The 20,818-nt window shown below is 40.1% G+C and carries 24 protein-coding genes; 7 read left to right on the top strand and 17 right to left on the bottom strand.

Features of this window, described 5'->3' with window-relative positions; translation table 11 throughout:
- Positions 1-8: 8 nt before the first annotated feature.
- The gene (locus ACFSKL_RS00220) at positions 9-479 is read left to right on the top strand and encodes a Dps family protein (protein WP_376882188.1); all 471 of its coding nucleotides are present in this window, start codon (positions 9-11) and stop codon (positions 477-479) included.
- A 61-nt stretch (positions 480-540) separates the two neighbouring features.
- On the opposite strand, the gene ACFSKL_RS00215 is transcribed toward ACFSKL_RS00220, so the two are convergent.
- The 9 genes from ACFSKL_RS00215 to ACFSKL_RS00175 form a co-directional block, all read right to left on the bottom strand.
- On the bottom strand, positions 541-1,851 hold the full coding sequence (locus ACFSKL_RS00215) for an ABC transporter permease (protein WP_376882186.1): 1,311 nt from the start codon (positions 1,849-1,851) through the stop codon (positions 541-543).
- 1 nt (position 1,852) lies between these two features.
- On the bottom strand, positions 1,853-2,746 hold the full coding sequence (locus tag ACFSKL_RS00210) for an ABC transporter ATP-binding protein (protein WP_376882184.1): 894 nt from the start codon (positions 2,744-2,746) through the stop codon (positions 1,853-1,855).
- A 43-nt stretch (positions 2,747-2,789) separates the two neighbouring features.
- Positions 2,790-3,677 (bottom strand): hypothetical protein, encoded by an 888-nt coding sequence (locus ACFSKL_RS00205; RefSeq protein WP_376882182.1) that lies wholly within the window; start codon positions 3,675-3,677, stop codon positions 2,790-2,792.
- Between the two features lie 79 nt (positions 3,678-3,756).
- The gene (gene dnaJ / locus ACFSKL_RS00200; RefSeq protein ID WP_376882179.1) at positions 3,757-4,872 is read right to left on the bottom strand and encodes a molecular chaperone DnaJ; all 1,116 of its coding nucleotides are present in this window, start codon (positions 4,870-4,872) and stop codon (positions 3,757-3,759) included.
- A gap of 6 nt (positions 4,873-4,878) precedes the next feature.
- Positions 4,879-5,439, bottom strand: coding sequence for a nucleotide exchange factor GrpE (locus ACFSKL_RS00195; RefSeq protein ID WP_376882177.1), 561 nt, complete (start codon positions 5,437-5,439; stop codon positions 4,879-4,881).
- A 187-nt stretch (positions 5,440-5,626) separates the two neighbouring features.
- Positions 5,627-6,619 (bottom strand): GTPase ObgE, encoded by a 993-nt coding sequence (obgE, locus tag ACFSKL_RS00190; RefSeq protein WP_376882175.1) that lies wholly within the window; start codon positions 6,617-6,619, stop codon positions 5,627-5,629.
- An 86-nt stretch (positions 6,620-6,705) separates the two neighbouring features.
- Positions 6,706-7,278 carry an adenylate kinase gene (locus tag ACFSKL_RS00185; protein WP_376882173.1) on the bottom strand — a complete coding sequence of 191 codons (573 nt, stop codon included), beginning with the start codon at positions 7,276-7,278 and terminating at the stop codon, positions 6,706-6,708.
- Positions 7,279-7,348: 70 nt separating this feature from the next.
- Positions 7,349-7,876 (bottom strand): hypoxanthine phosphoribosyltransferase, encoded by a 528-nt coding sequence (hpt, locus tag ACFSKL_RS00180; protein WP_376882692.1) that lies wholly within the window; start codon positions 7,874-7,876, stop codon positions 7,349-7,351.
- Between the two features lie 89 nt (positions 7,877-7,965).
- Complete coding sequence (locus tag ACFSKL_RS00175; RefSeq protein WP_376882171.1) at positions 7,966-8,874, bottom strand: aminopeptidase; 909 nt, start codon at positions 8,872-8,874, stop codon at positions 7,966-7,968.
- Between the two features lie 171 nt (positions 8,875-9,045).
- Between ACFSKL_RS00175 and ACFSKL_RS00170 the strand changes: the two genes are divergently transcribed.
- The 4 genes from ACFSKL_RS00170 to ACFSKL_RS00155 all read left to right on the top strand — a co-directional run bounded on the left by ACFSKL_RS00170 (position 9,046) and on the right by ACFSKL_RS00155 (position 12,431).
- Positions 9,046-10,323, top strand: coding sequence for an OmpA family protein (locus ACFSKL_RS00170; RefSeq protein ID WP_376882169.1), 1,278 nt, complete (start codon positions 9,046-9,048; stop codon positions 10,321-10,323).
- A 69-nt stretch (positions 10,324-10,392) separates the two neighbouring features.
- Positions 10,393-11,040 (top strand): uracil phosphoribosyltransferase, encoded by a 648-nt coding sequence (gene upp, locus ACFSKL_RS00165; RefSeq protein WP_376882166.1) that lies wholly within the window; start codon positions 10,393-10,395, stop codon positions 11,038-11,040.
- A 3-nt stretch (positions 11,041-11,043) separates the two neighbouring features.
- Positions 11,044-11,976: a calcium/sodium antiporter gene (locus ACFSKL_RS00160; protein ID WP_376882163.1), complete on the top strand. Its 933-nt coding sequence runs from the start codon at positions 11,044-11,046 to the stop codon at positions 11,974-11,976.
- The gene (locus tag ACFSKL_RS00155) at positions 11,973-12,431 is read left to right on the top strand and encodes a hypothetical protein (protein WP_376882161.1); all 459 of its coding nucleotides are present in this window, start codon (positions 11,973-11,975) and stop codon (positions 12,429-12,431) included. Before ACFSKL_RS00160 ends, ACFSKL_RS00155 begins: the two co-directional genes overlap by 4 nt.
- Here ACFSKL_RS00155 and sdaAA read toward each other — a convergent pair.
- The 6 genes from sdaAA to ACFSKL_RS00125 form a co-directional block, all read right to left on the bottom strand.
- Positions 12,420-13,328, bottom strand: a complete 909-nt coding sequence (sdaAA, locus tag ACFSKL_RS00150; protein WP_376882158.1) for an L-serine ammonia-lyase, iron-sulfur-dependent, subunit alpha — start codon at positions 13,326-13,328, stop codon at positions 12,420-12,422. The genes ACFSKL_RS00155 and sdaAA overlap by 12 nt on opposite strands.
- 339 nt (positions 13,329-13,667) lie before the next feature.
- Positions 13,668-14,624 carry an FKBP-type peptidyl-prolyl cis-trans isomerase gene (locus ACFSKL_RS00145; protein WP_376882156.1) on the bottom strand — a complete coding sequence of 319 codons (957 nt, stop codon included), beginning with the start codon at positions 14,622-14,624 and terminating at the stop codon, positions 13,668-13,670.
- 7 nt (positions 14,625-14,631) lie between these two features.
- Positions 14,632-16,026, bottom strand: a complete 1,395-nt coding sequence (locus ACFSKL_RS00140) for a hypothetical protein (RefSeq protein ID WP_376882154.1) — start codon at positions 16,024-16,026, stop codon at positions 14,632-14,634.
- Complete coding sequence (locus ACFSKL_RS00135; RefSeq protein WP_376882151.1) at positions 16,007-16,555, bottom strand: RNA polymerase sigma factor; 549 nt, start codon at positions 16,553-16,555, stop codon at positions 16,007-16,009. Before ACFSKL_RS00135 ends, ACFSKL_RS00140 begins: the two co-directional genes overlap by 20 nt.
- Positions 16,556-16,718: 163 nt before the next feature.
- A complete protein-coding gene (locus ACFSKL_RS00130) occupies positions 16,719-17,303 on the bottom strand; it encodes a DUF1287 domain-containing protein (protein ID WP_376882149.1) in 585 nt (194 codons plus the stop codon).
- Between the two features lie 127 nt (positions 17,304-17,430).
- On the bottom strand, positions 17,431-17,835 hold the full coding sequence (locus ACFSKL_RS00125; protein ID WP_376882146.1) for an OsmC family protein: 405 nt from the start codon (positions 17,833-17,835) through the stop codon (positions 17,431-17,433).
- A gap of 67 nt (positions 17,836-17,902) precedes the next feature.
- On the opposite strand from ACFSKL_RS00125, the gene ACFSKL_RS00120 reads away from it, so the two are divergent.
- Positions 17,903-18,634, top strand: a complete 732-nt coding sequence (locus ACFSKL_RS00120; RefSeq protein WP_376882143.1) for a hypothetical protein — start codon at positions 17,903-17,905, stop codon at positions 18,632-18,634.
- 62 nt (positions 18,635-18,696) lie between these two features.
- Positions 18,697-19,575, top strand: coding sequence for a lipoyl synthase (lipA, locus tag ACFSKL_RS00115; RefSeq protein ID WP_376882141.1), 879 nt, complete (start codon positions 18,697-18,699; stop codon positions 19,573-19,575).
- A 33-nt stretch (positions 19,576-19,608) separates the two neighbouring features.
- On the opposite strand, the gene ACFSKL_RS00110 is transcribed toward lipA, so the two are convergent.
- Together ACFSKL_RS00110 and ACFSKL_RS00105 are read right to left on the bottom strand one after the other, a co-directional pair.
- Positions 19,609-20,049: a UPF0158 family protein gene (locus ACFSKL_RS00110; RefSeq protein WP_376882139.1), complete on the bottom strand. Its 441-nt coding sequence runs from the start codon at positions 20,047-20,049 to the stop codon at positions 19,609-19,611.
- 264 nt (positions 20,050-20,313) lie between these two features.
- Positions 20,314-20,796: a cytidine deaminase gene (locus tag ACFSKL_RS00105; RefSeq protein ID WP_376882137.1), complete on the bottom strand. Its 483-nt coding sequence runs from the start codon at positions 20,794-20,796 to the stop codon at positions 20,314-20,316.
- Positions 20,797-20,818: the final 22 nt, after the last annotated feature.

The following is a 20,818-nucleotide window of genomic DNA, read 5'->3' as shown; positions in this document are numbered from 1 at the left end:
ATAACAAAATGAGCACAAACGACATAGGATTGGAAATAAAAGACAGTAAAAAATTAGTTAAAAAATTGAATAGCCTATTGGCAAACTATGAGATTTATTATCAAAATTTAAGAAACTTTCATTGGAATGTCTCTGGTCCAAATTTCTTTGAATTGCACGCAAAGTTTGAAGAGCTTTACAATGAGGCAAATTTGGGGATTGATGAGACGGCCGAGAGGATTTTGACATTAGGGGAAAGACCGCTTTCATCTTTTGAGGAATACATCAAGCATTCTGAAATCAAAGAGGCAAAGGAAATCTCTGATGCCAAGAAAATGGTTGAAACAGTAAGGGAAAACCTGAATGTGTTATTGAGACTTGAAAGAGAGGTGCTTGACGCTGCTTCCGAGCAAAATGACGAAGGTACTGTCGATTTGATGAGCGGGTACATTACAGGAAAAGAGAAAGTCGTTTGGATGCTTTCTGCATATTTGAAATAACAGCCCATAGATCAATTTTCATTGAAACGAATAAGCCCAGCAATTGCTGGGTTTATTCGTTTCAATCCATTTTTATCCATTTCCACAAAGTCTTGTAACCCACTTTACTTCCGTGCATCAAGATCCCTATTTTATAAATCTTTCCGGCTACCCATGTAGTCCCTAGAAACCCCACGATCAAAAGGGACATTGACAATGCCAAATCATAGAAAGGAACTCCATAACTCGCTCTTCCCATCATCGCAATCGGTGAGGTAAAAGGGATAATAGAAAGCCAAAATGACACATTGCTGTTTGGGTCATCCAATACAAATACAAACAATCCAAGATAGGCAATCAACAGGGGGATGGTCACTGGAAGCATAAATTGCTGTGCATCTGAAGGAGTATCTACCGCAGCCCCAATGGCAGCGAAGAATGAACCATACAACAAGTAACCTCCGATAAAATAAAAGACAAAGGTCAAGGCAATCTTTACAAAATCAATCCCGCTTACAATTTCCATCATTTGGGAAAAATCATTCCCATTCTGTACAAAATCCCCCATCGCTGCTGGACTTGCCATCTCCATTGCTGTCTGCTGGGGCATTTGCATTCCAAAATAGCCCACCACAATACTTGATACCCCTGCAATCAACATCAACCAAATCAGAAACTGGGTCAGCCCAACTGCCCCAATCCCGACAATCTTGCCCAACATCAATTGAAAAGGCTTGATGGAGGAAACCAAAATCTCTATGATCCTGCTGGACTTTTCCTCAATCACTCCCTGCATGATCTGGTTGCCATAGACAAAAATGAAAATATAGATCAATATCCCTGTAAAAAACCCAATACCATAATTCACTGTCGCATCTGTCACTTTCTCCTTCCCTGAATTATCCAAAGTAATGGCCTGAATGCTTACACTTGTCCTGTAGGCTTCCAAGACTTTGGGATCAATCCCTGACTCCATCATCCTTTGTTCCTCCACCCTTCTTTTCAGGCTAGATTCCAAAGTGGCTATAAAATTCATACTTGGATTACTTTCTCCGTAATAAATGATTCCAGTGGGGCTCTCAAGCTCTATTTTTGGAATATACAGAAAACCATACCGCTCTCCCGTCTGCACCTGACGTTTCCCTTCTTCAACATCCACATTGGAGAATGAAAAAGCATATTGATCCCTGCTTTCCAGAAAAAAAAGATTGTTTTCATCCACTACTTCTACTATCCTCAGGGAAGCACCACTTTCTTCGCCAACGGCTATCCACAGAAAAACCCCCATCACAGTCGGGAAAATCAAAGGTGTCAAAATGGTTGCCAGCAAAAATGACTTCTTTTTCACCCGAGCCAAATATTCTCTTTGGATAACAAGAAAGACTTTATTCATATCAATTGGATTTGATTTGTTGGATAAAAATCTCTTCCATCGTAGGAATGATTTCCGAAAAGCCGTGCACTTCGCCCAATGCAATCATTTCGTTCAGTAATTGGTTTGGCTTTTTGGATTCCAGGGGGATTTCTAGAGTATATTGGCCATCAACGGAAGCCACCACCCATTCGGCAGGCAGCCCAGCAGGATCATTTGGTTCCAATATTACCTTGTAGACCTTGTTTCTATATTGCTTTTTGACTTCTTTCAGACTTCCCCTCAGCACCAACTTCGACTGGTGGATCATGGCTATATGGTTACATAGAAGCTCCACTGACTCCATTCTGTGGGTGGAAAGGACGATGGTGATCCCTTTCTTGTTCAGCTCCAGTATTTCATTTTTGATCAATTCGGCATTGACAGGATCAAAACCTGAAAATGGCTCATCCAGAATCAGAAGCTCTGGTTCATGGATAACAGTGGCTATAAATTGTATTTTTTGGGCCATGCCTTTGGAAAGGTCTTCTATTTTCTTTTCCTTCCATGTGCTTATCTCCATTTTGTCAAGCCAATAATTCACTTTTTCCTTCGCTTCTAGACGAGGCATCCCTTTTAGTCGTGCAAAATAAATCAACTGGTCCCAAACCTGCATTTTCTTGTAAAGCCCCCTTTCTTCAGGCAAATACCCTATAAATGGGATATGCTTTGGCTGCAGAACCTCATTTTTAAAGAGAATTTCACCCTCATCGCCATCTATGATCTGGTTGATGATCCGTATCAATGTGGTTTTGCCTGCACCATTCGGGCCCAACAATCCAAAAATAGACCCTTTGGGAATATTGAGATCAATACCCTGAAGGGCAGTGTGGTTTTCGTAGGTTTTGTTAAGGCGATTGATTTCTAAAATATTCACTGATATGGCATTTCCTAAAAGTAACAATTTGCACAAACAAAATCTACTTTACTGTAACAGAACCTACAGAAACATCGATTGTGAGTTCCATCAAGTCAGGAGCATCTTCTTTATAGCTTTTACTTACATAGGTTTTGTTCCCTATATCCTTCAAGTATTTGGGCATATAAGTCCTACACATTGCTGTTGAAATGATCTTCAACTTGTATGGCTGTGACTGGTCAGGCAAGGTGAGGTTTACTTTCCCTGCCCCCACGACGGCAGACACTTTGACATCATGCAGGATATTATCGGAAAAGGAGAGATTCAATGTCCCATAATTGATCTCAAAAATCATATGCTCAGCATTTGCATAATTGAGATTCATAGCATCCAAGCTCCCCATATTGATCGACACCATCATCGTGTCCATAGTCACAGAGTTAGCTACTTTTTTGCTGAAATCCAGCTTGATATCAGCACTGGCCGACTTGATTTTACAATTGGAAATAGGTATGTATGAAAAATCCAAATCAGCCTTTCCTATACCAAAATAGAGATCAAGATCATACAGGTGGTTTGAACTCAAACCTACATCCCATTTATGGTCAAAGTTTTCGGAATCACTTGAAAACAGTTTGTAGGAAAGACTTTTTCCCAAGGTCTCCGACTCCACATTCCTATGGATCAGATGTGCTGACAAAACCCCATCATTGATCTCATGGGAAAAAGTAGGCAGTATATTGACTTTAGAAAGTGAGGAACTGATATGCAACGGCAGATCACCATGGTTTCTCTTAAGTTCAGTGATCCCCTTATACACATTGAAATCAACATGCACCAAATTATAACCTTTCCTTTCTTCAATTTTGAAAACTTTATTTATCTGGGCAATTGAAGGTAATTCTACTCCAAAAACCAAACAAATCACAAAACACAATCCTCTCAACATACGGGTAAATTACGGCGATATTTGGAAAAGGTTTTTTTTTGGGCAAAAAAAAAGGCTGGAAAAATTTCCAGCCCCAATTTTAGAAAAATTCTTTCATCTTATCAAAGAAACTCTTTTCAGAATTCCCCGGGTCAGGTTTGAAATTTTCGGAATCCCTCAAGCCCTCAAGTGCCTGCTTTTCTTCCTTGCTCAATTGCTTCGGTGTCCATACATTGACATGAATCAGCTGATCTCCTTTTCCATAACCATTGATATCTTTGACACCCTTCCCTTTGAGTCGGAGCATCTTTCCACTTTGGGTTCCAGCATCGATTTTAATCTTCACCTTACCATCTATCGTTGGGACTTCCACTTGTGCACCCAAAGCCGCATCAACAAAACTTACATAAAGATCATAAACGACATTGTTGCCATCTCTTTGAAGTATTTCATCTTCAATCTCTTCAATGACAATCAATAAATCGCCGGCAATACCTCCAGCTGTTTCGTTGCCCTTTCCGGACATACTTAGCTGCATCCCATCGGCAACTCCACCAGGAATATTGATGGCAATCACTTCTTCTTTCAACACCAAGCCACGCGCATCTGCCTCTGCGGGTTTTTTGTCAATGATTTGACCATTTCCACCACATGCAGGACACGTACTTGCCGACACCATTTGTCCCAACATGGTATTCACCACTTTTTTCACCTGACCTGTACCTTGACAAGTCCTACATGTAGTGAAAGTAACACCATCCGCCAATACATGACGCTTTACTTTTATTTTCTTTTCAACACCATTGGCCACCTCCTTTAGGTTCAACTTCAGCTTCACCCGAAGGTTGGTTCCCTTCTTGGTCCTTCTACCTCTTCCTCCGCCACCAAAAAACGACTCAAATCCTCCACCTCCGCCACCGCCAAAGATGTCTCCAAATTGGGAGAATATGTCTTCCATATTCATCCCTCCACCACCAAAGCCACCATTTCCACCAACTCCCTGGTGACCGAACTGGTCATACCTTTGACGTTTTTCCTGATTGCTCAAAACCTCATAAGCCTCGGCAGCCTCCTTGAATTTGTCTTCCGCTTCAGGATTATCCGGATTTTTATCCGGGTGAAATTGTATCGCCAGCTTTCTATAGGCTTTTTTTATTTCCTCTGGAGTTGCATTTTTTGCGACCCCCAATATTTCGTAATAGTCTCTTTTCGCCATATCTAATTACGCTCCAATGACAACTTTAGCATACCTGACAACCTTGTCCCCTAAAGTATATCCTTTTTCTACAACATCAATTACCTTACCCTTCATCTCCTCAGACGGAGCTGGAATTTGGGTGATCGCCTCTTGGGTCTCTGCATCAAATGGCTCCCCAACCAAACCTTCCATTGGCTTCAAACCCTTACTTTCCAATATTCTCTGGAATTTCTGAAATACAAGCTGATTGCCTTCCCTGACTTTGGACACATCCTCTTCATTCTCACTTGCCTTAAATGCTCTCTCGAAATCATCCACAACAGGAATGATTTCAGCCAATAAATCCTGTGAGGCAGTCTTGATCAAATCCAAGCGCTCTTTGGACGTCCTACGTCTATAATTCTCAAACTCAGAATACAACCTAAGGTACTTATCTTTCAATTCCTGAACCTCTAGTGCCAACTTCTCTTCCCCTTGGATTTCACCAGATTCCTGAATCTCAGTATCCCCAACATTTTCCTCTTGCGCAGCCCCTTCGTTTTTTTGAATCTCTTCTGCTTCGGAAGTCATATTTTCTTTATCCATATTGTTATTTGTCGCGTTTTGAATTTACTTGACGTTTTTATACTTACAAAAACCAAATTTTTATTTTTGCCTATCTTGGGCAAAAGAGAAAACCAATTCAATCCTAGCTTACCACTATTCGGGCTTTCTCTTATTGAAGGTTATCAATTTGTTTGCCACAGGGCGAAAACTGACAATCTGACACAGATTACCCGTTGATTGCCTGCCATAGCATGTCTTTCAGTTTATCCAGATTGAACTGGCTTACCGAAGAAATAAACACATAAGGCAGTTCTTTTGGCACATCCGCTTCCATCTCCTTCATCAAATCCTCATCAAGCATGTCTGCTTTAGTGATTGCCAAAAGCCGTTTTTTATCCAATAGTTCCGGGTTGTACTTTTCCAGTTCACCCAAAAGTATCTTATACTGCTCACTGATACTTTCTGCATCAGTAGGGATCATAAACAACAAAATTGAGTTTCTCTCAATATGCCTCAGGAACCTAATACCTAGGCCTCTCCCCTCAGCAGCGCCTTCGATAATCCCAGGGATATCTGCCATCACAAATGATTTATCATCTCTATATGGAATGACCCCTAGGTTTGGAACCAAAGTAGTAAATGGATAATCCCCAATCTCGGGTCTTGCCGCCGATATACTGGAAAGCAATGTGGACTTCCCTGCATTTGGGAAACCTACCAAACCTACATCTGCCAACAACTTCAATTCCAATATGATCCACTCTTCAATCCCTTCTTCACCCGGCTGAGCGTAATGAGGGGCTTGATTGGTTGCTGTCTTGAAATGATCATTCCCCAATCCTCCCCTACCTCCGCGAGTCAATATCACTTCCTGTCCATCCTCAGTTATCTCATGAAGCAATTCAAATGTCTCTGCATCTTTGGCCACTGTACCTAATGGAACTTCCAATATGATATCCTGTCCATCTCTGCCTGTCCTTCTTCCTCCTTCACCGTTCTTCCCCGCCTCGGCAATCACATGCTTCTTATATTTCAAATGCAACAAAGTCCATAATTGAGAGCTACCTCTCAAGATGATATGACCACCCCTACCGCCATCACCTCCATCTGGACCACCTTTTGGGACGTGCTTTTCTCTTCGAAAATGAACTGAGCCAGCTCCTCCTGCTCCAGACCTAGAGCAAAACTTCACATAATCTATAAAATTGGAATCTGCCACGATATATGTTTTTTGGAATAAAAAAGGCTAAGCAAATATGCCTAGCCAAAATATTTGATGCCGCAAAGGTAATAAATATTTGATTACTAATACTGATCAATCACTTTTGCAATGTTGGCAAATATTTCATCAATAGAACCAACCCCATGGATTTTGGTCAATTTCCCTTGGTTTTCGTAAAACCCAGCTACTGGCAATGTCTCTTCCAAGTATACTTTTATCCTGGTTTCGATCTTAGATTCATCCTGATCATCTACACGCCCAGAAGTTTTTCCCCTTTCTCTGATCCTTTCCTTCAACACCTCTTCCGGCACATCCAAAGCGATCATCCCTGATATTTGCAAACCCAAGTCTGCCAATACCTTGTCCAACGCCCCTGCCTGGGCAACCGTTCTTGGAAACCCATCAAAAATAAAACCATTGCTATCGGTTGTTTCTTTAATCTTGTCTTCCACCATGCCTATCACCACCTCATCTGGAACAAGTCTTCCCTCATCCATGTATTTGCGGGCGAGCTTACCTAATTCAGTACCTTCTCCAAGATGTTTCCTAAACAAATCACCCGTAGAAAGATGGGTCAAATTATATTTCTCGATAAGCTTTTCGCTTTGGGTTCCTTTACCTGCACCAGGAGGGCCAAATAATACTATATTAAGCATAACAAATTCTTTTGGAATTATTTTTTTATTAGATACAAAGCCAATCGGTACGACAAGTACCAGCCGGCGGTTATTTCAATTGATAAATTGATGGGATATTCCTCCCAAAGCCATCATAGTCCAGTCCATAGCCCACTACAAACTTGTTAGGGATTTCAAATCCAACGTAGTCTATTTTTACAGGGTATTTTATTGCATCTGGTTTATATAGAAGCGTGACCACTGCAACCTGAAGTGGCTCTCTGCTTTGAATAGATTCAAGAAGGTGGTTCATACTCAGTCCTGAATCGATAATATCTTCCACAACAATTATTTTTCTCCCTTTCAAATCTGAATCCAACCCAATGAGGTCTTTTACTTTCCCGGTTGAACTTTGACCGGAATAGGACGAAAGCTTCACAAATGAAAACTCAGCAGGGATATCAATATATTTAGCCAAGTCTGAAAGAAACATAAACGATCCATTCAACACCCCCAAGAGTATTGGTTTTTCATTCTGAAAATCACTGGAAATCTGAGCCCCAAGAGTCTTCAACCTTTGATCGATTGTCTCTTCAGAAATGAATGGCACAAATTCTTTGTCTTTGATAATCATCATCATAGCTAAATAAAAATGCCCTTAATCAAAAAGGGCATCACAAATATAGAAAAAAATGATTCTCAAACACCCATAAAATTGCTAATACATTATAGATGAGCCATCAAATATTTATACATTCCAATCATACATTCCAGATCATACAATGCAACCTTTTCATTTGGGGAATGGACATGGTCTTCCGGCGCACCTATAAAACACCAATCCAAAGCATAATTCGAAAACTGGACCTCCCTACCATCGCTTCCACCAACATCTTCCACTTCCAGTTGATATGCCACCCCACTCTTATTGGCCAAATCAATCACCTTATTAATAAAAGCCCTTCTTGGAATGTATCGATCCCTAATGGAGATAGCGACACCTTTGCCATGCTCTACACCATCAGTCACCCATGTGATGTCAGAAATCAAGGCTTGCTTTACTGGAGCATTTTCCATGATAAATTTCAACAAAAAGGGCATACTTCCTCCACCATGTTCCTCGTATGTCGAAAACACAACCCAACCATCTTCCAAATCCTCACACAATTGGAGTGCATTGTAAATACCTAATCTATTGTCAAGGTATGCTCCTTGGATAAAAGTCTCATCAATCCTTAAATTTTGGGCAAATGACAAACAGGTTCCGCGGCCTATTGCCCTTGGGAAGTCATGAAATAAATTTTCTTCAACAATTTTCAACTTACAGAAAACAGGTCCAAGACTGTCCTCTCCGACCAATTCCACACCATCTTCCAACTCTGGTCCACCCACTGCAATCAACTGATTTTCATACCTTGCCATGAACCCAATAGTGTCGATATGTGCAAACACAGCAGTGCGGGGATTACCGAATTTGAGTAGAATACAATCATGAAATTCTTCACCAACATACACAGTCGGCACAACTTTCCATGTGTCTTTCCGTTGTAGGATTAAGTTTATAAGGAACTTTGTCATGGATGACTCATCACCCGACACACTTTGTATATCAAATAATTCACTTAAAAGTATCATTTTGGCACTATTTATGAGTAGAATGATGCGAATGTATAGCGATTTTCTAAAAGATTTAGAATAAAGTTTAAAGAATTAAAAATTAAATATACATTTGTGATAAGTTAAAAGTTTATAAATTTGCAATTAAATCAATTAAACACTCAAAATTTTGAAAAAAAATTTTTTATCATGAAAAAATTACTACTATCTACATTAATGGCTGGTGCCTTAGCTTTAGGAGCTAACGCCCAGAGTGACTACAACAAGTGGTCAATTGAAGTAAACGGCGGTTTCAACAAGCCAATGGCGCCAATCACGCCAGGATTCTTGTCTCCTTCGTTGAACTTAGGACATGCTGACCTTGGGGTTAGGTATATGTTCAATGAGAAATTTGGTACGAAACTAGACTTTGGTTTCGGTTCATTCAGCGAGGCTGGTGACACATCTAGCCCTGCATTCTCTACCAACTATTGGAGAGCAAACCTTCAAGGGGTTGCTAACTTGGGCAGGATCATGAATTTTGAGACTTTCTCAAATAGGATTGGTCTACTAGGTCACTTTGGAGCTGGTTTGGGTCAAGTAAACCCTCAGGACGGTCCTGCTGCTTTCGATGACAATGTTTATAACTTTATCGCTGGATTCACTGGCCAGGTTAAATTGTCGGAAAGAATTGCATTGAATGCAGACATCAGCACGATCATCAACGGTCGTCAAGATGTAACATTTGATGGACATAGCAGTATCACAAGAACTTCAAACAATGGCTACTATGGAGCCAATGGAGTTTGGTGGACTGGTACATTGGGATTGAGCTTCTACTTGGGTAAGCAATCAACTCATGCTGATTGGTATATAGCTGCTGACAAGTATGCTACCAAAGAAGAGCTTGCAAACCAAATCGGTGAGATCAAGGACATGTTGAAAGACTCTGATGGTGACGGTGTACCTGATTACCTAGACAAAGAGCCTAATACTCCTGCTGGTGCTAGAGTAGATTCACATGGTAGAACTTTGGATTCTGACGGTGATGGTATTCCTGATCATTTGGACAAGTGTCCATTCGCTCCAGGTCCAGCATCTAACGACGGATGTCCTGTTGAAGAAGTTAAAGAAGTAGATTACTTCAAAAAAGCTATCAACGAAGGTTATGTTAACGTTTACTTTGCATTCGACAGCGCTAAGCCACTTGGCTACTCTGCTTCTTCTGTAAACTACGTAGCAAACTTCTTGAAGAGAAATCCAGGTGTAAGTGTTGAAATCAAAGGTTATGCTGATGAATTAGGCCCTGAAGATTACAACATGAAGTTATCTGAAAGAAGAGCTAAATCAGTACATGACCTATTGGTTGCTGCTGGTATCGATGCTTCAAGATTGTCTTACAAAGGATATGGCGAAGACACAAGTGTAGATAAAAAATCTGCTGATGCTCGTCAACTTGCTAGAAGAACCAGCTTTGAAGTGAAATAAGATAAAATATATCGATTGAAAACCCGATCTTTACGGATCGGGTTTTTTTTGTACCAAATATTTCCAATTATGTTTATCTTAAACAAAAACAACAGTATTGCAAACCAATTTTTGTCCGAAATCAGAGACATCAATACCCATACTGATCGGCTTAGATTCCGGAAAAACCTTGAAAGGCTGGGAGAGATATTGGCATATGAAATCTCAAAATCACTTGAGTATAAGGAATCAGAAATTGAAACCCCTTTGCAAAAAACCAAACTGAACACGTTAAAAGACCTACCGATATTAATTGGCGTTTTAAGGGCTGCAGTACCATTCTATCAAGGTTTTTCCAACTTTTTCGACCACTCAGATTCTGGTTTTATCGGAGCATATCGTGCCGAAGAATCTACACAGGAAGCTATCAATATCACCTTACAATACTTGGCAACGCCAGACATTACCAACCGGGAGGTCATCTTGATTGACCCAATGCTTGCCACAGGGAAGTCTTTTGTGAAAAGCGTAGAAAATCTGCTTAAAAATGGAATCCCAAAAAAGATCCATATAGCGTCTGTCATTGCAGCCCCTGAAGGGATCAAGTTCATAAATGACAATCTTGATATACCACACACAATCTGGACATGTGCATTGGATGAAAAATTAAATTCAAAATCCTATATAGTCCCTGGATTAGGTGATGCCGGTGACTTAGCCTTTGGTCAAAAACTGTAAACCATGACTGTTTATTTAATTTTAATACTTGGCTTGGCCATCCTGTTGGCAGGCGGCAAGTTTTTGGTTGATGGAGCGTCTTCCATCGCTTCAAAGTTGGGATTGAGTGCAGGTTTAATCGGATTGACAGTAGTGGCATTTGGTACTTCCGCACCAGAATTGTTGGTAAGTGTAAATGCGGCTTTAAAAGGCACCAGTGACATCTCCATTGGCAATGTGATTGGCTCTAACATAGCCAACATTACACTAGTTCTTGGGATAAGTGCTGTTATATTCCCAATCGCACTCAACAAATCCGTGCTCAAACTTGATTATTTTTTCACGTTGGCATCATCAATTTTATTCTTCATCTTGGCATACAACCAAGTTATCTCAAGGACTGAAGGGGTCGTTTTTGTTATATTACTCGTAGTTGTAAATCTCTATATCTTCAAAAAATTAAAAGGGACAGAACCTGAGATTAGCGAAGAAGATGCAGAATTGCTGAAAAAGAAATCTTCAATAAAAGCAGTGGGACTAATTATTCTAGGGGTATTGGGATTGTATTTTGGTTCTGACTTATTTGTAGACAGCGCTGTAGAAATCTCCAGACAATTTGGTGTGAGTGAGAGGATCATCGGTATTACAGTCATCGCCATAGGGACCAGTCTACCGGAATTGACAACCTCAATCATAGCTGCTGTCAATAAAAAAACAGATATCGCAATAGGAAATATTCTCGGAAGCAATATCATGAATGTTCTTGGAATCATTGGGATCACAGCACTCGTCCAACCAATCCAAGTTTCTGAACAGTTTTTACATCAAGATTTCATTTGGATGCTTGCAGCGACAGCCTTATTACTACCCATCTTAAAAAGCAAATTGAACATCTCCCGATGGGAGGGTGGGTTTCTGGTTATGTTTTACGCCGTATATTTATTTGTAATCTTATGATTTCCTATCTATTGAAGTTTCTGGCAATATATTTTACTTGCTTATTTAAATTTGTGGCAGGCCCAATTTTGGGATCAGCTGCAGGTTATTCCCTTGTTGAGATTGTTTTGGTGACTGTTGCCGGGATGATGACTACCGTGTTTTTCATCACCTATCTTGGAGATTGGGTCAAAGCAAACTGGAATGTAAAAGTCACCAAAAAGAAAAACAAGTTCTCAAAGAAAAACAGAAGAATTGTAAAGGTTTGGCAAAAATTCGGCCCAATTGGAATTGCCGCTATCACACCGATACTTTTGACTCCAATTGGGGGGACTATCATTATGAGCGCATTTCGGGTAGAAAAAAGAAAAGTTTTTACCTACATGTTTTTAAGCTCCTTAATTTGGGCATTGGCACTGGGAGTTTCTATACAACAAATTTTATCCATTCCACTGATTAATAATTTACTCGGGTAAATCTTCGTCTGGCAACATTTCTATATCTTGGATCAATACCCTTTTTGATATCTGTTGTCCCGTAATTGTGGCAGCCAATCCCCCCATTGCGGTTTCCTTATATTTGCTTTCCATACTAGAGCCGATTTCACCCATAGCCTCTACACATTCATCAACTGGAATCACGGCACTCACATCAGCCAAAGCTATCTGGGCGGAACTGTTTGCTATCGCTGCCGCACTTGCGTTTCTGACAACGCAGGGAACTTCTACAAGACCAGCAACCGGATCACATACCAATCCCAACATGCATTGGATCGTAATGGCAACGGCATTGAACACCTGGTATATCGGGCCTCCCAAACAATAAACCATTGCTCCAGCTGCCATCGCTGCCGCAGACCCTGTCTCTGCCTGACAGCCTCCTACAGCACCCGCCAAACTTGCTTTTTCTTCAATGATGAGTGCTATACCTGCCCCAACCAGTAACCCTTCGAGGATTTTCCTATCCGAAAGTCCATGGATCTCTTGAAGTGTATACAATGTCCCTGGAAGTATGCCCGATGCTCCTGCGGTCGGTGCGGCCACAACCCTTCCCATGCATGAATTTACTTCTTTGGCGGCCAAAGCTCGAGAAATCAACTTCTGGAATTCAGGAGACAATACAGCAACTGGGTGTTTGTATACTTTCTTTGCCCCATTATTGATCATACCGGACCGGGAAGTCATCTCTTCTTTGAGACCTGTCTCGACGGCATCTTTCATCACTCCATATGCGTTCTGAAGCCCATCCCATATCGCCTGCTCCTCTTTACCCTTTTGGGAAGTTTCATACTCAATTACAGCCTCAAATAGCTCAAGACCATTACTTTCACAATATTGCTTCCAGCCTTCAAAGCTGTCAAAAAGAAAACTCATAATAAATCTGTTTGGGTTTATACTTAAGCAAAGTTGGGCAAAGTAAACCATAAAACAAATTGGGGATAAATAAATATGAATATCCGCTACTTTGCCAGTAAATAAATAACAAAAGCAGAATGTTCCGGATAATCGTCAACTCTTGTGCTTTGGCGTAGTCAACAAACTGGATAGATACTTTGTTGAGGATTGTATATAGAGCTACCGTCAAAGAAGTGCATGTACACATAAAAAACAATCAACGGTTCCCCACAATAAATAAAAGGTAGACAAAAAAAGTGAGATCAAGCTGATCAGCAGTCAACGGACAACAAAAGCCCATTGACTGCCGAACAAGTTTTATTTAACCTCTTTGATTTTTGCTTTGAAATGCAAAGGTTCAAAAGGCCTTGCAATTGCATTCAAAGCCCCTCTATTGAACAAATCTTGTCTTATTTGGAATGGAAAAACCTGCTGGGTAGTCCCAAAACCAAGTCTAGAAGGTGTCAAAATCTCGATTTCCATTCCATTATTGGTACCTTTCAGCCCAAAATTCAAAAATTTCAGATTTCCTTGTGCCCCTATCTTTGCCTGAATTGGAGTGTTATCATTGGTTTTGGAAATTACATTATCTGCTCCCAATTGCTTTAATTCAAATTCAAAAAGAACAATATCATCATTTGCAGCTACTTTCCCTCCTTGGGTACCTTCTTCCAAGATTTTCAGGTATATCCCATCAGCTGTTTTCTCAAATCCTTCAAGTCCTTTGGTCTCGATATATTCCTGAATCAGCTCTTCTTCCAATTCAACAAGCTCTTCTTCATCATAAATTGATGCAAACTTTACTTTTATCACCAAATTGGAATTGGGGACGATCAGTTGTTGAAAACTATATTCCTGATAAGCCAAGTAGGATGGGGAGTAGATCATGAATGTCTCACCTTCCTTTGCCAAACCCGAAGTGAAATTAATAACCCTTGGAATCAATCCACCATCTCCATGTTTATAAACCCTTGGCCTCTTTGATTCATCCAAGTAGCTTTCAATCAATTGTCCATCAATCGTTTTGATCTCGTAATAAATACCCAACACGTCGTTGTTTACTATCTGGTTTCCAATATCATTGGATTCGATCTTTTGATAATAAAAACCAAGTTGGTTTTCAATGGCTGTAATATTATTCCTCTCGATATATTCACTCAAAAACCTATTGTCCCTTTCTACGATCTTTTCATAATCAGATTCTCTATCTGGAATACAACTTCCAGCAACCAATGCCAATAGGATTAGCAAATTGCGCATTCTCAATGCTTTCATACTTTATTTATTGTTTTTTAAATTGAAAATTCATCCTGAGGTTCAAACCTCCTATGGCGAATTGCTGGTTGATAAATGTCTGCCCTCCTATTGAAGTTTTGTAAAACGGCTCTAAGGACAAAAACGTACCGTTCTTCAAGTTGTATTCGTAACCTAAAGAAAAGTTCAACATTTGCCCCACACTCATATCAGATCCTGAATTCGTACTGCTAGGAGTAGCAGTCTCGGTAAATGTCTGGACATTCTGCTGATCTTGGACCAAGCCAGCTGTCATGAAATTTGCCGTGGTAAAGGTCCCCACATTTTTTTGATTCATATATACCATATTCGATAAACCCGTGATTAGGTAAATGTCGGAACTCTTGTTATCCATCACCTTGTACTTTAGATTCAGGGGAATTTCAAGTTGGCCAAAACTCAGCTCATAGGAAGCATTGACAAAGTTATTTGAAAATGCCAACATCCTCTGGTCATCAGTCGAATTCTGCATATAGTCTACGGGGGAATGCTGCATGTTATTTGCTGACCTCAACTCATTATTGACAGAAGGATTGATGGTCTGCCTTGCATACGCAACCCCAACATCCAATTTCAATCTTTTAGAAAAAGAAAATTCAGACAGGATCCCTGCCCCCATATTCATGGATTGGGTATTGTTGGAAATCGTCTGAGGTGCCAATATCACCCCTAATCTCATGGCCTTATCGAACACAGCTTTGGCATCCGAAGATTCACCTGAACCGTTCTCCCCCTCATTCAACCATTGGTTGATCAACTCTTGGGCATTGTCAGGCTTCTCTGCCAACAGACTGCTTTTCAATTCAATTTCAGGGGTTTCAACAAGTTCTTTTTCAACTTCTGACTGAATTGGGTCTGAAGTCAAATCAAGCGCTTTTTCAGTTTTCAACTCTGCTACCAATGGGCTTTCCACCAATTTTGATACAGATGGGGCTCCTACTATTTTCGGATTTGCTTTCTGATCCCCAATTATCTCTGAGCTATTTATCTCTTTTTCAAAATCATTCTTCTTTGCCAACCTTACTTCTTCATCGATCTTATTTGAAGGCATTTCATTTATCTGGATTTTAGGATCTTCTATTTGCTTTGAACCAACCGGTGATTTTTCTTCAGTATGATTTATGCCTACACTGTCAACCATTGACAATTGATCTTCTAACCCCAAATCCATTTCGCTGAATTGGGGAAAAACCAAAAGTCCGATTACCAAGCATGCCGCAATACCTGAAGCCATCCAGATCCAAATAGGTTTTCTGTTTGCTGCTTTTGGCTTAAAGTATACAGCAGAGAGCTTTTCCCATTGAGATGAGTCATATGGCTCCGAATGATTTGCAAAGGAGTCTTTGATCTTATCTGCAAGTTTCTTATCGAACTGCTCCTTCATTATTAATTTGATTAAGTATTGTGATTTTTTCTCTCAATATATGCTTTGCCCTAGCGAGATAGGTCCTTGAAGTACTTGCTGGGATCCCCAGCTCATCTGCCACTTCACTGTGTGAATACCCTTCTATCTCGTACATATTGAATACGATTCTCAGCATTTCGGGCAACCCCCTCAAAACATCAAGAATATCATCTTTGGACAATTGGTCTATGATTTCGGGATTATGGCTTTCAAATTCTGCCTTATCCAATTCCATTACAGCAAAATGCTTTACATTCTTTCTGTAATAATCAATGGATGTGTTTACAAGAATCCTTCTGAACCAGGCTTTGAATGAATTCTCTTCTTTGTATTGACCGAGTTTGTCAAACATCTTCATGAAACTATCATTGACAATCTCACAGGCCTCATCCCTAGAATTGGAATATCTCAACGCAATACTCATAGCATAGCCATAGAAATGCTTATAAAGCAATTCTAGAGCTTTCGGATCTCCATTTTTAGCTTTTTGAATATGGTATTGCTCCAACGAGTCAGTCAATTAATTTCCTGATTATATCTACAAGACGTAGAAAATTATTAAAATGCTACAAGCCAATTGAAATTTATGGTTTTTTGGATCTATTCAAATCCATTCGTCGATAAAATGCCTCCTTTGGGCTTCAGTTGAAGATTTTCAAATAAAGACATTTTTATTTCCCATACCGATAATGACCGATGATTTTGTATTTGAACAAACAATCTTCGAGTACCTGTCCAGCGCCAATGTTATGTACTATGAGATGTCTTTTGCCATCAATGGCTTTTTTTGTTGATACTATCCCTATGTGGGTTGTACCACCTCCCAAATTCCAACAGACTATATCCCCTGGCAAGTAATCTTTCGAATCTTCAGAAATATGTCTCACATCCCCATATCTTTTGAAAAACACCATCAGATTAGGCACCCGTCTATGATCTATATTCTTGTCTGGCCTATTCAGCCCCCAATTTTTTGGATATTTTTCAAAATTGGATTTCATATCCTCGTGCACTTCTTTTTGCAAGTCTATACCCAATTTCCTGTAGGCTCTTATGACGACATCAGTACATACTCCTTTGTCAGCCGGCACATCCCCATTAGGGTAATCCAACCTGAAATATGACGGATCGTATTGTACACGCTGTTTTGTTAAGACAAAGGCAGAGTCTGCCAACTGACTATAAAAATCAGTTTGTCCCAATACTGGATTTAGAGAAATCGCAATAAAGAGAAAAAGTAGGAGTTTCTTTGACATGGTTTTTTCAAAATTATGAGAAAACATTGAAGCAAGATTCCAGCCAAGCGAATTTCATTCCCTGAATCTTATGGCAGAGGTAGGAAGGGGTTTTACTACTCCCTTCCTACCTCTTGTTATTTCAATTCTAAAAATTAAAATTGATCGTTTGTTTAATATCCGGATCCAGGCTCAAGGCCACCGGACATGTTTTGGCAGCATTTTTCAATTTCTGGATAACTTTACTGTCTATTGTCTCAGAATTCCAGTTAAAATCCACAATGATTTCTGCAATTTTTCTTGGCTGTGCCTGCATCACCTTAGTCACTTCCCAAGTCATCCCTGCTATATCAACACCTTCCCTTTCGGCAACAATCCCCATGATCGTCACCATACAGCTTCCCAAAGCCGCAGCGACCAAGTCGGTAGGGGAAAATGCCTCTCCTTTTCCATTATTATCAACTGGCGCATCCGTGATGACTTCAGTACCTGACTGAAGATGTATCATCTGGGTTCTAAGATTTCCTAGGTATGAACTTTTTAAAGTTGGCATAAACTCTTTTTTTTATTTTTGGTTTAGTAACTTAGAAGCAAAATTAGCGTTAAATTCCTGACTAATTATGACAAAGGGATTAAAATATATCATATCTGGCCTTTTTATATTTGTCTGTCTCAGCAGCTATGGCCAAAGAGAAGATGCCGGAAACTATGAATACGATAGGGAGGTGTTTTTTGGGCTCAACAAAAACACCAATGGTGGTTTGATTGGGGGCGCTTCAATGAAGTTTGGATTCAGGATAGATGATACCAACTTCCAGTTTTTTGGAATCGATTTGGCAAATGTCAAAAATCCAAAAGAAGTAAGATATAACACCATATTGGGCAATTCTTACATTTTCGGGAAATCCAACTATCTCTATTCTATTAGGCCTTACTATGGAAGGGAAGTTATATTTTTCAACAAAGCTCCCCAACAAGGAGTACAAATATCCGCCCTAGCAGCCATAGGTCCCTCAATCGGGCTGATTGCCCCATATTATGTAGAATATGCGCTCAACAATGTAGAGTCTGTGAGAGAACAATACAATCCAGAAGTCCATCAATCCAGGGGGAATTTTTTGGGACCAGGAAGGATTTTCGAAGGATTGGGGGAATCAGAAATCGCCTTTGGAGGCAATGCCAAGGCAGCGTTATTTTTCGAGTTTGGTTCATTTAGATCAAGTGTCATAGGATTGGAACTAGGTTACCAATTAGAGGGTTTTACAAAAGAAATCGAATTGATGCCTACTACGGAAAACAGACAGTTTTACCAATCTGCCTATTTCACCCTGTACTACGGATTCAGGAAGTAGTAATTAATTTGGGTTTCTAAAACGAATAACCTTAATTTTGCCCAATCAATAAGCTAAGAGAGATGATTGAATTACCTGTAATTTCCGAAGAGACAACAAAAAGAAAAAAACCTGACTGGCTCAGGGTGAAGTTGCCTGTAGGAAAAGAATATGCCAAAGTCAGAAAATTAGTCGACCAACATAAATTAAATACAATCTGTGAAAGTGGCAATTGCCCAAATATGGGTGAATGCTGGGGAGCTGGCACTGCTACATTTATGATATTGGGCAACGTCTGTACAAGGTCTTGCTCTTTCTGTGCTGTCGCCACCGGTAGGCCTCCAGAATACGACACCGACGAACCTAGGAGGGTAGCTGAAGCTATCCAACTGATGGGTGTGAAACATGCAGTAATCACCTCTGTCAATCGGGACGAACTGAAAGACAAGGGGGCTGAAATCTGGTATCAAACGGTAGTCGAAACGAAAAAGCTTTCTCCACAGACTACCATAGAAACATTGATCCCTGATGTCAAGTCAAACTGGGAGGCATTGTATAGGATGATCAGCGGAGGACAGGAGGTCGTTTCCCACAATATGGAAACGGTAGAAAGCCTTTACCGACGTGTGAGGCCACAAGCCAAGTATGCCAGATCACTAGAGCAGATCAAACTTACAAAAGCGTATGGCAAAAGAACCAAAACAGGAATCATGCTGGGATTGGGAGAGACAAAAGAAGAAGTTTTCAAAGCCATGGATGATCTTGCAGCACACGGATGCGACATTCTAACCTTAGGCCAATATCTTCAACCAACCAAGATGCATATTGAGGTGGCTGAATTCATCCACCCTGACATGTTTGCACTATACAGGGAAGAGGGTTTGAAAAGAGGATTGAAATATGTGGAGTCAGGACCATTGGTAAGATCTTCTTACCATGCCGAGAGACATGTAAACGTATAAAAAAATGGGCTGTGAAATCACAGCCCATTTTTTTTATTCATCAGCATAATTGAAAGCATCTACCTGCTCCATCACCCAATCTTTATACTTTTCGAGCTTATACTCAACCCAGCGATCATTATACTTTCCCGAGTTATCAATCAAAAACTTAAATCCAGTAGCTGCTTTTGGTTTGCTCAATGCATTAAAAAGCTCATCTTGGAAATTTTTCTCTTTGACAATCCTATCAGCAAAATTCTCCATCATTTGGTGTTCCTGATTGGAATCCATCTTTGTGAATTCTGCAAAGTTATCGGGATTGTCATCTATTTCATCCAGGACATCTTCCTCTTCAGGTGTCAAGTCATAGTTAAAATAATCTTCGTCATCAGGTAAATGATGTATTTTTTTGTTATCCAATTGATAAAAACAAATCATTCCTTTTTGCAGCAAAGCCGCTACTTTTTCAATTTCTTTTTCTGTTAGGGTCAACATTACAGATTGTCTATAAAATTTTTAGAAAATTAAGTAACTGAGGGTTAATATCAAACTATTTTCAATCCGGTGAAGATATATTTTTTACAGAATCATCTTTTAAAGTGTAAGAACATGCAAACCATGCGCCTATTGCTGGGTATAATCCCTGAATTGCCACAAGAATTCCCGTAGTCAGAACTCCAAAGGTCTTTTTTATTTCCCCATTTGGTTGCCGCAAAAGGGGAATCTGCGTGGCAATCTCTATATTACTCTAAAATCCCATCAACTATTCAAATCATTAAATTTGAAAGGTAATAACTGATCAATCCCAGAAGCTTTGAGTATCTCTTCCTGTGGATTGAGCATCAAAATCTCTATTGGATGGTTGAATTTAACTTCATATTCATTGATGGTTTGGCGACACAAGCCACAAGGTGTGACTGTAGCCAGCTCTCCATCCAACCTCCTTTTTGCAACGATTGCAATTTTCAGAGGCCTTACATGGGGAAAATTCCCCATCGCATAGCTCAGCACTGCCCGTTCAGCACATATACCAACCGGAAAGGAAGCATTTTCCTGATTGTTTGCGGCAAAGACATTTCCATCTTCCAATAACAATGCCGCACCAACCAAAAAATTGGAATAGGGTGCATGTGCATTTTCCAAAACCGATCTCGCCTTCTCTATTAATCCAGCATCTTCCTCTGTCCATTCCTCTTTTGAAAAAACTTCTAGCGAGACCTTTATTTCTATCTTTTTCGTCATAACTTCCATATAAAGGGCTTGA

The organism is Belliella marina (genome assembly GCF_042682445.1).
GTDB lineage: Bacteria > Bacteroidota > Bacteroidia > Cytophagales > Cyclobacteriaceae > Belliella > Belliella marina.
This window is presented reverse-complemented; position numbering and strand designations above follow the sequence as displayed.